The sequence below is a fragment of the Curvibacter gracilis ATCC BAA-807 genome (assembly GCF_000518645.1).
Lineage (GTDB): Bacteria > Pseudomonadota > Gammaproteobacteria > Burkholderiales > Burkholderiaceae_C > Curvibacter > Curvibacter gracilis.
The window spans coordinates 39,262-52,409 of the sequence record NZ_JADZ01000028.1; the positions used below are offsets into that span (position 1 = coordinate 39,262).

Annotated in this window: 13 protein-coding genes; 6 read left to right on the forward strand and 7 right to left on the reverse strand. The window is 67.2% G+C overall.

Features of this window, described 5'->3' with window-relative positions:
• Positions 1 to 2 precede the first annotated feature (2 nt).
• From L880_RS0119735 to L880_RS0119750, 4 genes are all read left to right on the forward strand, one after another.
• Positions 3 to 581: a class I SAM-dependent methyltransferase gene (locus L880_RS0119735; protein WP_051443446.1), complete on the forward strand. Its 579-nt coding sequence runs from the start codon at positions 3 to 5 to the stop codon at positions 579 to 581.
• Positions 582 to 648: 67 nt separating this feature from the next.
• Complete coding sequence (dapA, locus tag L880_RS0119740) at positions 649 to 1,545, forward strand: 4-hydroxy-tetrahydrodipicolinate synthase (protein ID WP_027477139.1); 897 nt, start codon at positions 649 to 651, stop codon at positions 1,543 to 1,545.
• 44 nt (positions 1,546 to 1,589) lie between these two features.
• Positions 1,590 to 2,708: an outer membrane protein assembly factor BamC gene (bamC, locus tag L880_RS0119745; RefSeq protein WP_051443447.1), complete on the forward strand. Its 1,119-nt coding sequence runs from the start codon at positions 1,590 to 1,592 to the stop codon at positions 2,706 to 2,708.
• A 117-nt stretch (positions 2,709 to 2,825) separates the two neighbouring features.
• Complete coding sequence (locus tag L880_RS0119750) at positions 2,826 to 3,599, forward strand: MBL fold metallo-hydrolase (RefSeq protein ID WP_027477141.1); 774 nt, start codon at positions 2,826 to 2,828, stop codon at positions 3,597 to 3,599.
• A gap of 91 nt (positions 3,600 to 3,690) precedes the next feature.
• Here the strand turns inward: L880_RS0119750 and L880_RS35130 are convergent, their stop codons facing one another.
• From L880_RS35130 to L880_RS0119765, 4 genes are all read right to left on the reverse strand, one after another.
• Complete coding sequence (locus L880_RS35130; RefSeq protein WP_043330029.1) at positions 3,691 to 3,957, reverse strand: hypothetical protein; 267 nt, start codon at positions 3,955 to 3,957, stop codon at positions 3,691 to 3,693.
• A gap of 254 nt (positions 3,958 to 4,211) precedes the next feature.
• Positions 4,212 to 4,751, reverse strand: coding sequence for a hypothetical protein (locus tag L880_RS0119755; protein WP_051443448.1), 540 nt, complete (start codon positions 4,749 to 4,751; stop codon positions 4,212 to 4,214).
• 5 nt (positions 4,752 to 4,756) lie between these two features.
• Complete coding sequence (locus L880_RS0119760; protein ID WP_027477143.1) at positions 4,757 to 5,890, reverse strand: cupin domain-containing protein; 1,134 nt, start codon at positions 5,888 to 5,890, stop codon at positions 4,757 to 4,759.
• 108 nt (positions 5,891 to 5,998) lie between these two features.
• A complete protein-coding gene (locus L880_RS0119765) occupies positions 5,999 to 7,750 on the reverse strand; it encodes a diguanylate cyclase (RefSeq protein ID WP_084461473.1) in 1,752 nt (583 codons plus the stop codon).
• Positions 7,751 to 8,046: 296 nt separating this feature from the next.
• Between L880_RS0119765 and L880_RS0119770 the strand changes: the two genes are divergently transcribed.
• Entirely contained in the window at positions 8,047 to 8,571 is a 525-nt protein-coding gene (locus L880_RS0119770; RefSeq protein WP_027477145.1) for an FKBP-type peptidyl-prolyl cis-trans isomerase, read from the forward strand.
• A 71-nt stretch (positions 8,572 to 8,642) separates the two neighbouring features.
• Here L880_RS0119770 and dut read toward each other — a convergent pair whose 3' ends face one another.
• The 3 genes from dut to L880_RS0119785 form a co-directional block, all read right to left on the reverse strand.
• Positions 8,643 to 9,089, reverse strand: a complete 447-nt coding sequence (gene dut / locus L880_RS0119775; protein WP_027477146.1) for a dUTP diphosphatase — start codon at positions 9,087 to 9,089, stop codon at positions 8,643 to 8,645.
• Positions 9,090 to 9,118: 29 nt separating this feature from the next.
• Positions 9,119 to 10,330: a bifunctional phosphopantothenoylcysteine decarboxylase/phosphopantothenate--cysteine ligase CoaBC gene (gene coaBC / locus L880_RS0119780; RefSeq protein ID WP_027477147.1), complete on the reverse strand. Its 1,212-nt coding sequence runs from the start codon at positions 10,328 to 10,330 to the stop codon at positions 9,119 to 9,121.
• 141 nt (positions 10,331 to 10,471) lie between these two features.
• Positions 10,472 to 11,995 carry a CoA-acylating methylmalonate-semialdehyde dehydrogenase gene (locus L880_RS0119785; protein WP_027477148.1) on the reverse strand — a complete coding sequence of 508 codons (1,524 nt, stop codon included), beginning with the start codon at positions 11,993 to 11,995 and terminating at the stop codon, positions 10,472 to 10,474.
• A 112-nt stretch (positions 11,996 to 12,107) separates the two neighbouring features.
• Here L880_RS0119785 and L880_RS32960 point away from each other — a divergent pair, with 112 nt between their 5' ends.
• Positions 12,108 to 13,124: a LysR family transcriptional regulator gene (locus tag L880_RS32960; RefSeq protein ID WP_043330031.1), complete on the forward strand. Its 1,017-nt coding sequence runs from the start codon at positions 12,108 to 12,110 to the stop codon at positions 13,122 to 13,124.
• Positions 13,125 to 13,148 lie beyond the last annotated feature (24 nt).

Genomic DNA, 13,148 nt, shown 5'->3' on the forward strand with positions numbered 1-13,148 from the left:
CGATGGCGCCCCCCCTGCTCCACAACACCCATGGCTCAGGCCAGGCCTCTGAGTGGGTGCAACGCTGGAGCCACCTGGTGCAGCCCGGTGGCCGCGTGCTGGACGTGGCCTGCGGCGCAGGCCGCCATGCGCGCTGGTTTGCCGCGCGCGGGCACCCACTCACCCTGGTCGACCGCAACGCCGAGGCCCTGTCGGCCCTCACCGGCCTGGGCGAGGTGGTGTGCGCCGACATCGAAGGCGGCCCCTGGCCCTTCGCAGGCCGTGTGTTTGATGCCGTGGTCGTCACCCACTACCTGTGGCGCCCCCTGATGCCCACCCTGCTGGCCAGCCTGGCCCCGGGCGGGGTGCTGATTTACGAAACCTTTGCCCAAGGCAATGAGACCGTGGGCAAACCCGCCCGGCCCGACTTTCTGTTGCAAAACGGCGAACTGCTGCGCCATTGCGCCCCGCTGCGGGTGGTGGCCTACGAGGACGGTTTTCTGCCCGAGCCGGCGCGTTTCATGCAGCGCATCGTGGCGATTCGCGAGGCCGGACAACCCGATGCAGGTCTGCCGCGTTATGCGCTGAGCGCCCTGCCCTGAGCCCCGGCCACGCCCGGGGGCCCGGCAGCCTAGTTAGAATGCTCTTTTACCGTTTGAGACTGCGGACATGACCTCCCCAACCGGCCCTATTACAGGCAGCATCGTCGCCCTGGTGACTCCGATGCACGAAGACGGCAGCGTGGACTACCCCACGCTGCGCAAATTGATCGACTGGCACATCGCCGAAGGCACCGATTGCATCGGTGTGGTGGGCACCACGGGTGAATCACCGACGGTCAACGTCGAAGAGCACTGCGAGATCATTCGCGTGTCGGTGGAGCAAGCCGCCAAGCGCGTGCCCATCATGGCCGGCTGCGGCGCCAACTCGACGGCCGAGGCCATCGAGCTGGCCAAGTTCGCCAAGGGCGTGGGCGCCGACTGCCAGCTGCAGGTCGTGCCCTACTACAACAAGCCGACCCAGGAAGGCCAGTACCGCCACTTCAAGGCGATTGCCGAAGCCGTGGGCGACCTGCCCACCGTGCTGTACAACGTGCCCGGCCGCAGCGTGGCCGACATGGCGCACGACACCGTGCTGCGCCTGGCCCAGGTGCCCGGCATCGTCGGCATCAAGGAGGCCACCGGCAACATCGAACGCGCCCAGTGGCTGATCCGCGAAGTGCCCAAGGGCTTTGCCGTCTACTCGGGCGATGACCCGACCGCCGTGGCCCTGATGCTGTGTGGTGGCCAAGGCAACATCAGCGTGACCGCCAACGTGGCACCGCGCCTGATGCACGAGCTGTGCGTGGCGGCGATCGCCGGCGACGTGAAGCGCGCCATGGAGATCCAGTTCAAGCTGATGCCGGTGCACAAGCACCTGTTCGTTGAAGCCAACCCCATCCCCGTCAAGTGGGCCATGAAGCGCATGGGTCTGTGCGGTGGCGCGATGCGCCTGCCCATGACCGAGCTGACACCGGCCAACGAGCCGGTGGTGGAAGCCGCCCTGCGCGCTGCCGGCCTGATCTGACCGCCGTCGACCGACACCCTATTCCTGCCTTGGAAGGACTTCCCGTGACCCCAACCACACGACTGGGCCCTTGCAGCCTGCTCAGCCTGCTCAGCCTGTCTGTCGCCCTCAGCGCCTGCTCGTCGCTGGAGAGCGACAAGATCAACTACAAAAGCGCCACCAAGGCGCCCACGCTGGAAGTGCCACCCGACCTGACGCAGTTGAGCGGTGACACCCGCTACGCCCTGGGCGGCGGCAGCAGCGTCTCGGCCACCGGCTTCCAGGCGGCCATGGGCAAGCAACCCGTGTCGGCCATCCAGACGGCAGCCAGCAGCCTGGGTGATGTGCGCGTGGAGCGCTCGGGCAACCAGCGCTGGCTGGTGGTCAAGCGCTCGGCCGACCAGCTCTGGACCCCGGTGCATGACTTCTGGGTGGAAAACGGCTTCAGCCTGGTGACCGAGGACTCGCGCCTGGGCATCATGGAAACCGACTGGGCCGAAAACCGCGCCAAGCTGCCCCAGGACTGGATCCGCAACACCCTGGGCAAGGTGATCGACTCCCTGTACGACACCGGCGAGCGGGATCGCTTCCGCACCCGCCTGGAACGGGCTGCCGACGGCAGCACCGAGATCTACATCAGCCACCGCGGCATGGTGGAAACCTACACCACCAACAACAAGGACACGGCCCAGACCGCCTGGCAACCCCGCCCCGCCGACCCAGAGCTGGAAGCCGAGTTTCTGCGCCGCCTGATGGTCAAGCTCGGCGGTGGTACGGCTGAACAGGCCCGCGCCCAGACCGCTGCAGCGGCCCCCGCACCGCTGGCCCGCGCTGCCCAGGTCAACAACCTGCCGGTGGTGCAAATGGACGAAGGCTTCGAACGCGCCTGGCGCCGTGTCGGCCTGACCCTGGACCGCACCGGCTTCACGGTGGAAGACCGCGATCGCGCCAAGGGCCTGTACTTTGTGCGCTACATCGCCCCCAACCCCGACAAGAAGGAGCCCAGCTTCATCGGCAAGCTGTTCAGCAGTTCGGACACCAACACGGCCCCCGTGAAGTACCAGATCGCCGTGCGCAGCGAAGGCAACAACACCACCGTCTCGGTGCTCGATGCCAATGGCGCACCGGAAACCAGCAGCACGGCGCAGCGCATCGTGAAGGTGCTGGTCGACGACCTGAAATAAGACCCTCCGGCCCTCAGGTCGGCACGACAGCAGGGCAGGTCCGGGTGACCTGCCCTTTCTTTTGTCTGCCGCCCGGGTCCGGGGCGGGCAAAGCGCCTCAGCAACTTCATTCTCCCGATGCGATTCAAGAATCTGGCCAGCGGCAGCACGGGCAATGCCACCGTGGTGGAAGCGGGCCAAGGCAGCGACTGTCGCCGGCTGCTGGTGGACTGCGGGCTGGGCATACGCCAGCTGGAAGCCCGGCTGGCCCAGGCGGGCCTGCTGGTCAGCGAGTTGCACGGCCTCTTCATCACCCACGAACATTCAGACCACATCGGCTGCGCCCTCAGCCTGTCGGCCAAACACCATGTGCCCGTCTGGATGAGCGAAGGCACCTGGCTGGCCCTGGGCCAGCCCGACCTGGGGGACTGCCTGCGGCTGGCGCGCGATCAGCAGGTGATCGATTTCGGCAGCATGAGCCTGCACCCCTTCACCGTGCCACACGATGCGCGCGAACCCCTGCAACTGCGCTGTGAAGATGGCCAGTCGCGCCTGGGCCTGCTGACCGATCTGGGCCACATCACCCCTCATGTGCTGGCCCAGCTGGCCGGTTGCCAGGCCTTGTACCTGGAAGCCAACCATGACGCCGAGATGCTGAGCCGCTCGCGCTACCCGGCCTTTCTCAAGCGGCGCATCAGCGGCCCCTGGGGCCACCTGGAGAACCAGGCCAGCGCCCAGGCCCTGGCTCAACTCAAGCACCCGGCACTGCGCCATGTGGTCGCGGCCCACCTGAGCGAGCAGAACAACGAGGCCAGCCTGGTGCGGCAGACGCTGGCCCAGGCCCTGGACTGGCCCGAAGAAGCCATCGGTATCGCCAGCCCGACGCTCGGCTCGGATTGGTACAGCCTCTGACAGGCGCCAGCCAAGGACCGGATTGAGCCCACCCAAAAGGGACGGACGAAAAAAAGCCACCCGAAGGTGGCTTTTTTGAAGCAATGAGAAATTACTTCTTGGCAGCAGCGTCTTCAGCGGCCTTCTTGGCAGCGTCAGCAGCGGCGTCGGCAGCGGGAGCAGCCGGGGCAGCAGCAGCGGCCGGAGCGGCAGCAGCAGCGTCAGCAGCCGGGGCGGCCGGAGCAGCAGCAGGAGCCTCAGCCGGAGCGGGGGCGGCAGCAGGAGCCGGTGCCGGAGCAGGAGCCGGTTCTTCCTTCTTGCCACAAGCGGCGAGGGCGGCGGCAGCGATCAGGGTCGCCAAAACGAGCGATTTCTTCATTTCAAGTTTCCTTGTTGGACAGAGAGAATTCCGTTGCGTCAGACCATCCCTACGAACGGCTCTGACTGAGCGTGCGCTGCTTTAGCCGCGCTTTTTCACTCAAATTGAAATTATAGAAGGGAAACGTCAATCCCAACAAATACTGACAAGCGGAAATCAGTCGCCTTCTGTATCTGCCACGTAAAGTTGAAGGTTGACTTCTGAGCAGAGGCAAACGCCTCGCGGCCCATGCAAAACCCAGATCTTATCGGCGCTCACAAACCCAGCGTGGAGGCTGGGAAAGCCGGTGAACCGCGGCGCCAGCACTCGTCCAGCAGCTCGCGCAGCGCCACCCGCCGCTCGGGCAAGGCGCTGCAGATGCCGGTGCTGCGCTGCAGATCCAGGCGCTGCAGGGCCCAGGCGGGCGACCACAGGGCGCTGGGCCATTCCGACACGGATCGGCTGCGGCAGGCCCGGGCCTCGATCAGGTGATCCCAGGTCTGACGCCAGTGCACAAAGCGGTGGTGACGCCGCTTGAGCTCTTCATAGGAGGTGGCCAGCAGCAGCATGCGGCGTCCGCCGCGGGACCAGCCCGACAGTGACTCGATCACGCTGCGCTCGCCCAGCGGCCAGTCCTCGAAGTTCTCGTCACACAGGAACAGCTCGCGCCAGCCTTCACGGGCGGCCGCAGCCAGGGCCTGTCGGATGCGCTCGGCAAAGGCCTCACGCCCCTCGAAGCGGCCTTCGAAGGGCCACACCGGCACCGCCCCGGCAGGGGGAGTGCTTGGCTGGTCTGGGGCCTGATCGCCAGCCATGCGACTCACAAGCCGGTGGGCAGGGGGTGCAGCCAGCCGGCCTCGCACCACTCGGTCAACAGGTCGCGGGCCCCGGCACTGAGCCGGGCCACATCACGCCCGCCCAACACACGCAGGCTGGCCAGTTGACGCATCAGCGTGGCGTCACGCCCGGCGGCACGGAAGCCTTCGCCATTGATGAAGATGTGGCGCTCGTCGTGCAACATGCGGGTGCGGCGATCCAGCCGCACACCGGCCGACACGTCCGCCTCGTCGCTGGCCGCCTCGAACCAGACCTGGGGCTTGGGGTCGGTGAGGGCTTCGCCGATCACACGGGCCAGGGCGTCGGGGTCGTTGAGCACGCGCTGCAAGGCATCGGCAGCAAATTCATGCAGGCCTTCGGGAATGGCCGCAGGGTCGGCCACAGCGGGCTGACTGGCGTCGCGGTACAGGTTCTCACCGGCCAGATCATCGGCATCCTCGGCCAGGCGCTGCAAAACCTCGCGGGCCAACTCGCCCCGCTTGGGCGAGCGAAAGCCGATCGAGTAGGTCATGCACTCGCCTTCGGCGATGCCATCGTGGGCGTAACGCGGCGGCAGGTAGAGCATGTCGCCCGGCTCCAGCACGTACTCCTCTTCGGGCTCGAAATTCGCCAGCACCTTGAGCGGCGTGTCGTCGCGCAGGCTCAGGTCGGTCTGGCGGCCGATGCGCCAGCGGCGCTTGCCGTGCGCCTGCAGCAGGAACACGTCATAGCTGTCGAAATGCGGCCCCACCCCGCCGCCGTTGCTGGCGTAGCTGATCATCAGGTCGTCCAGCCGGGCGTCAGGCACAAAGCGAAAGCCCTGCATCAGGTGATGCACGGCTTCGTCGTGCAGGTCCACGCCCTGCACCAGCAGGGTCCAGTCCGGCTGGTTCAGGGCCGGCAGGCTGCGCCGGGCAAAAGGGCCGGAGCGCACATCCCAACCCGGGTGGGTCTGGCGCACCAGACGCGACTCCACGTCCTCGCGCGAGGCCAGTTCGAACAGCTCGGAGCGGTCCAGCAGAGGCTGGAAGCCCGGCACGGCCTGGCGCACCAGCAAAGGCTTGCGCTGCCAATGGCGCTTCATGAATTGCTGCGGGCTGAGGCCGCCGAGCAGCGTGAGGGGTTGGGTGATGTCCATGAGAAAAAAAGCTCCGGTCGGGCCGGATGGTTGCTCCAAGTGGCGCGATTCTCCTACGGAACCGGCCTGGCGTTCCGTGACGCGCCGCAAGGAACATCCATGGCCGCCTCAGTGGGCGGCAAAGGCATAGCCGCTGCCGAGGCGCTTGGCCTGGTACATGGCCTGGTCGGCTGCCAGCATCAGCTCCTTCAGGGCCCGCCCGTCACCGGGTGGCAAGGCCACGCCCACGCTGACGCCCACCTGCACACGGGCCTCGCCCAAGACCATGGGCTGCGAGACCGCCTGCACCAGGCGCCGCGCCAGGGCCTCCAGCTGGGCCAGATCCAGCACCTGGGCCAGCAACAGCACAAACTCGTCGCCACCCAGCCGGGCCACCACATCCGATTCGCGCACGGCGCCGCGCAGGCGCGCCGCCACCTCGACCAGCACCCGATCCCCCACCTCGTGCCCCAAGGTGTCGTTGATGGGTTTGAAGCGGTCCAGATCGATCATCAGCACCGCCTGCTGCCCGGGGCGGGTCAGCAAAGCCGTGGCGGCCTGCTCCAGCCCGTGGCGGTTGGCCAGACCGGTCAGGGGGTCGGTGGCGGCCACCAGGGCCATCTGCTCGGCATGGATGCGCAGTTCGGCCCGCTGCATCTGCAGCTCGCGCACCCGGGCGCTGAGGGCCAGGGCAAACACCACCGATTCGGCGCACACGCCGAACTGCAGGCCATTGGCCAGCCAGAACGGCAGATTGAACCAGCCCCAGCTGATGGCCACGGTGAGAAGCACGAAGGAAAACAGCACCAGGCGCCCTGCCAGGTACCAGAAGGCCGGCCGAAAGCCGCCGCGCCAGCGCACGAAGGCCAGGCCGGTGAGCAGAAGCACGCCCGCCACGGCCGAGGCTTCGAGGATGTTCTGAGCCAGCTCCAAGCTACCCGCCACACCACCGAGCAGAATGGCCGCGGCGCACAGCAGCAAACCCGCCGCCACGGCGTCCAGCCAGCGCCAGCGGGTCGGCGCCCCATCCGACAGGAATGCAGCCCCGAACAAGGCACTGAAGCCCACCCACAGCGCCGGGGCCAGCACGTAGCTGCGCTCGATCCACCAGGGCGAATCGGGCCAGAGGTAGTGGGCCGTGTGGCCGTTGTAGGTGGCCAGGGTCAGAAAGGCGGCCACGCCGGTCAGCACGTAATAGGCCGTGCTGCGGTCGCGCCAGCCCCGCACCAGGGCCAGGTTGTAGAGCACCAAGGCCAGCAGCACGCCATAGCAAAGGCCGTCGAACAACAGCTTCTGCGGCCGGGCGGCGAGGTAGCGGGCGGTGTCCCAGATCTGCAGGTTCAAGGTCTTGGCCGTGTTGGTCTGCACCCGCAGGTAGACGGTGTAGACACCCGGCGCAGGCAGCCTGAGGCGCTGCGCATAGCGCTCGCTGGCCAAGGGTCGGCTGTCATAGGGCTGACTCAAGCCGGTGTAGACCGGGGGTGCCAGGGCCTCACCGGCCTGATTGAAAGGGCCATGAAAGGCCAGGGCATGCATGGCCGTGCTCGGGAACAGCAGCAGCCAGTCGCCCTGCGCCTCCTGCTGCCGCACCTGCACGCGCAGCCAGAGCACCTGGTGGTCGCCCAGCGTGCGCAGCACCTGACCGGGCTGGGTGAAGCCCTGCGAAGCCTGCACGGCCGCCAGATCGGCCTGGCCGCTCGGGTCGGCCAGCACCTGCACCTGGCCGGTCAGTGATTGGCCCTGCGGCAGGTTCTCCAGCAGAAGCGGCGCAGCCAGGCCAGGCCAAGGGACGGTCAGCAGCCACAGCACAGCCAGCACACTGCGGCCACGCCAGCCCAGCAGGCCCCCGAGCCCGGACAGAAAAGAAAAACCCTTGAACATGCACAGATCAGCTGGTGGAGGGGATGGCCCTGTGGTGGACGGTCATGGCGAAGGCGCGGAATGCACGCCACCTGCGCCGCTCGTCATGGTAGCCCCGCCTCATGGCAGGCGTGCGAAATCCCCAGGCTGGTCACGCCTTGCGCGCCGCCATCAGGCCTGTCGCATACACTCGGGCCCTCGACGCCGGTCGCGCTCCCTGCCCTGCAGTGCTTGCAGGGCCAGCGCCCCCGGCCCCGGGCCGCCCGCAACGAGCCCGCCCCATCCCCCTTTTCACCGCATCTATCAAGGCGGACGCCATGGAAATCACTGAACAATGCGTGGTCGCACTGACCTGGACCCTCACCGACACCCTGAACGAAGAACTCGACGTGCTCGACGAGCCGGTTGACTTTCTGGTGGGCGGTGACGATCTGCTGAAGAAAATCGAAGAAGTGCTGCAAGGCCATGAGCCCGGCGCCAGCGTCAAGCTGCAGATCGAACCCGAAGAAGGTTTTGGCGAGTACAACGAAAACCTGATCTTCCTGGAGCCGCGTTCGCTGTTCCCCAAAGAGCTGGAAGAAGGCATGACCTTCGACGGCACCGCCCTGCCCGCCGGCTGCAACCCGGACGCACCGCGCGACGCGCTCTACACCGTGACCGAGATCTACCCCGAGCACGTGGTGCTCGACGGCAACCACCCTTTGGCCGGCATCGCGATCCGCCTGCACCTGAAGGTGCATGCGGTGCGCGAGGCCACCGAAGAGGAAATCGGCAGCGGCACCGCCGGCACCGGCTTCTTTCGCGTGCAGCCGATGGCACCGGGCAACCAGCAACTGCACTGAGCCCACCAAAAAAAGAAAAGCCCGCAGCCAAACCGGCCGCGGGCTTTTTTCATGCCTGCAGGGCGAGCGGTTCAGCCCTTGCCGGTGGAACCGTAGCCACCTTCGCCACGCTGGGTGGGCGGAAACTCGGTCACCACGTTGAAAGTGGCCTGCAGCACCGGCACGATCACCAACTGGGCGATGCGCTCCATGGGCTCGATGGTGAAGGCCACATCGCTGCGGTTCCAGGCGCTGACCATCAACTGGCCCTGGTAGTCGCTGTCGATCAGCCCGACCAGATTGCCCAGCACGATGCCGTGCTTGTGCCCCAGGCCCGAGCGCGGCAGGATCATGGCGGCATAACCCGGATCCTTGAGCCAGATAGCAATGCCCGTGGGCACCAGCTGCCAGGCGTTGGGTGCCAGGGTCAGCGGCTCAGCCAGGCAGGCGCGCAGGTCCAGGCCGGCGCTGCCCGGGGTGGCATAGGCCGGAAGTTGCTCCGCCATGCGCGGATCGATGATCTTGACGTCGATGTTCATTGGGTAAATTCAACAGCCTTCGACAGGCTTCAACAGGCCTTGCGGCGGGAAATCTCGGCCACCAATTGACGCGCCAGCGCCAGCTTGGAAGCCCGGGGCAGTTCCTGGACGCCATTCGCATCCACCAGCAGCAGCTGATTGTCGTCCTGCCCGAAGGCCGTGGGCCCGATGTTGCCCACCAGCAGCGGCACACCCTTGCGCGCGCGCTTGGCCTGGGCGTGGGCCACCAGGTCGTGGCTCTCGGCCGCAAAGCCGACGCAATACAGGCCCCCGCTGCGGGCCCGATCGCCCTGGGCCACGGTGTGCAGGATGTCGGGGTTCTCGACAAAGCTCAGTTGGGGCGTCTGGCCCGAGCCGTCTTTCTTGATCTTCTGGTCACTGGCGCTGGCTGGACGCCAGTCGGCCACGGCCGCCGTGGCAATGAACACATCGGCCTGCTCGCTGGCCGGCACCGTGGCGGCCAGCATGTCGCGCGCCGACACCACGTTGAGGCGCCGCACCCCGCGCGGGGTGGGCAGGTGCACCGGGCCGGCGATCAGCGTGACCTCGGCCCCGGCCTCGCGGGCAGCCCGGGCAATGGCAAAACCCATCTTGCCCGAGGAATGGTTGGTGATGCCGCGCACCGGGTCGATGGCCTCGAAGGTGGGGCCCGCCGTGACCAGCACCCGCTGGCCGCGCAGCGTCTTGGGCTGAAAGAAGGCAATCACTTCTTCGGTGATCTCCAGCGCCTCGAGCATGCGCCCGTCGCCGGTTTCGCCACAGGCCTGGTCTCCCCGCGCCACGCCCAGCAGCACAGCCCCGTCGGTCTGCAACTGGGCCAGATTGCGCTGCGTGGCCGGGTGGGCCCACATCTCGCGGTTCATGGCCGGGGCCACCAGCAGGGGCACGCGTTCGATCGGGCGGGCCAGGCACAGCAGGCTCAGCAGCTCATCGGCCCGGCCCTGCACCAGGCGGGCGATGAAGTCGGCGCTGCAAGGCGCCAGCACGATGGCATCGGCCTCGCGGCTGAGGTTGATGTGGGGCATGTTGTTGGCCTCGCGGCCATCCCACTGCGAGGTGTAGACCGGCCGGCCCGACAGGGCCTGCATCGTGACCGGCGTGATGAACTGGCAGGCGGCCTCGGTCATCACCACCTGCACCGTGGCGCCCTGGCGGATCAGCTCGCGGCAGAGTTCGGCCGATTTGAAGCAGGCCACCCCGCCGGTGAGGCCGAGCACAATGTGTTTTCCCTGGAGGTCCATGGTGACAAGGGCCCGGCGGAGCGGGCCCGGTTGGCAAAGAATGCGGCAATGTAGCAGACTGGCAGCGCCCTTCGGGTCACACGGGCGGCCATCAAAAAGGCCACCCGAAGGTGGCCTGCGCGTGGAGTGGACGACTGCCGCTTACTTGGCGGTCGGCATCACGAACTCGGCGCCCTTGCCGATGCTTTCGGGCCAGCGCTGCATCACGCTCTTTTGCTTGGTGTAGAAGCGCACGCCCTCTTCGCCATAGGCGTGCATGTCGCCGAACAGGCTCTTCTTCCAGCCGCCAAAGCCGTGCCAGGCCATGGGCACCGGGATCGGCACGTTGATGCCGACCATGCCCACCTGGATGCGGCGGCTGAACTCACGGGCCACGTTGCCGTCGCGGGTGAAGCAGCTCACGCCGTTGCCGAACTCATGGTCGTTGATCAGCTTCACGGCTTCGGCAAAGTCCTTGGTGCGCACACACGAGAGCACGGGGCCGAAGATTTCTTCCTTGTAGATCTTCATGTCGGGCGTGACATGGTCAAACAAGGTGCCGCCCAGCCAGAAGCCCTTGTCGCAGCCGGGGCCGGCGACCTTGCCGTCGAAGTTGCGGCCGTCCAGCAGCAACTGCGCGCCTTCCTTCACGCCGGAATCGATGTAGCCGCTGATGCGGGCATGGGCCGCGCCGGTGACGATGGGGCCCATTTCGGCGTCCAGGTTCATGCCGTCGAGCACCTTCAGGCTCTTGGCACGCTCCAGCAGCTTGGGGATGACCTTGTCGGCCACATCGCCCACCAGCACCGCCACCGAGATGGCCATGCAGCGCTCGCCTGCCGAGCCATAGCCGGCGCCGATCAGGGCGTCGACCACCTGGTCGATGTCGGCATCCGGCATCACCACCATGTGGTTCTTGGCGCCGCCCAGGGCCTGCACGCGCTTGCCATGGTGGGCACCGGTTTCGTAGATGTAGTTGGCGATCGGGGTGGAGCCGACAAACGACACGGCCTTGACATCGGGGTGCTCGAGCAGCGCATCCACGGCTTCCTTGTCGCCCTGCACCACGTTGAACACGCCGTCCGGCAGGCCGGCCTGCTTGAGCAGATCGGCCATGAACAGGCTGGCGCTCGGGTCGGTCGGGCTGGGCTTGAGCACGAAGGTGTTGCCGGCGGCGATGGCCACCGGGAACATCCACATCGGCACCATCACCGGGAAGTTGAAGGGGGTGATGCCGGCGACCACGCCCAAGGGCTGGCGCATCGTCCAGTTGTCGATGCCGGTGGACACCTGCTCGGTGTAGTCGCCCTTGAGCAACTGGGGAATGCCGCAGGCGAACTCGATGATGTCGATACCGCGGCTGACTTCGCCCTGGGCGTCGGTGAACACCTTGCCGTGCTCCAGCGTGATCATGCGGGCCAGGGTGTCCTTGTGCTGGTTGACCAGCTCGAGGAACTTGAACATCACGCGACCGCGGCGGATCGGCGGCATGTCGGACCAGGCCGGGAAGGCGGCCTGCGCGGCGGCCACGGCGGCGGCCACGTCGGCCGTGCTGCCCAGCAGCACCTGGCGGGCCACTTCACCGGTGGCGGGGTTGTAGACCGGCTGGCGGCGGGTGCTGACGCCTGCCGTGGCGGCGCCACCGATGTAATGACCGACGTCGGCGGAAGAAAGGGTCTGGCTCATGGTGCCTCGCTGTTGAAAGAGTGAAATTCAGAGCTGCAGTCTAGGCAGCCCCCCAGCCCCTGCCTAGCACCGGCCGCTGAACTCATTGTTCGGATTGGTGAACAATACAGCCATGGACGACCAAATAATCCACACCCTTTGGGGGCACCTGCATTGGCTGGGCGTGCTGGCCCAGCAAGGCAGCTACACCGCCGCCGCCGCCCGGCTGGGCGTGAGCAAAGCGGCCATGAGCCAGCGCGTGTCGGAGCTGGAAAAGCTCGCCGGGGTGCCCCTGGTGCAGCGCACCACCCGCAGCGTGCGCCTGACCGAGGCCGGTCAGCGCCTGGTGGACGACACCAAAGCCCCCTTTAACGCCATCGCCCACAGCTTTGCCAGCGTGCGCGATCTGGCCGGCACCCCGCGCGGTCTGTTGCGCCTGACCGCCCCCGTGGCCCTGGCCCGCCAGCAACTGGTGCCCCGCCTGGCCACTTTTTTGCAGCAGTACCCCGAGGTGCGGCTGGAACTGGACATGTCAGACCGCATGGCCTCGCTGGCCATGGAAGGGCTGGACCTGGCGATCCGCCACAGCGACCACGTGCCGGAAACCCACGTGGCCTGGAACCTGTGCCCCACCCGCTCGGTGCTGGTGGCCAGCCCCGCCTACCTGGCCCGGCGCGGCACGCCCAGCCACCCCGAAGACCTGCGCCAGCACGACTGCCTGCATTACCCGCGCCGTGGCGACACGCCCACCTGGACCTTCGAAACGCCCACCCCCCAAAGCCCCTCCGGCGCACCCGGTTTGCCTGGCGAGCGGGTGACTGTGCCGGTGGCCGGCCCCCTGGCGGCGAACAACAGCGAGGCCCTGCGCGATGCCGCCCTGGCCGGCATCGGCATCGCCCTGCTGCCCGACTTCAGCGCCCAGGCCGGCCTGCGCGACGGGCAACTGGTGCAGGTGCTGGCCCACTGGGCCAATGCCGGCCCGTTTGCCCGGCAGCTGTACGCGATTCGCCCTTATTCGGCCCACGTGCCCAGAGCCGTCAGCGCCCTGGTGCAGCACCTGCGACAATCGCTGGCTGGCGGGTTTGCGCTGCAGACCCCAGCCAAGTCACCCCTGCTGCATGAAGGTGTCGCACCGGCGGCACCTTTATAATCTCCGTTTACCACCTCCCGGGAC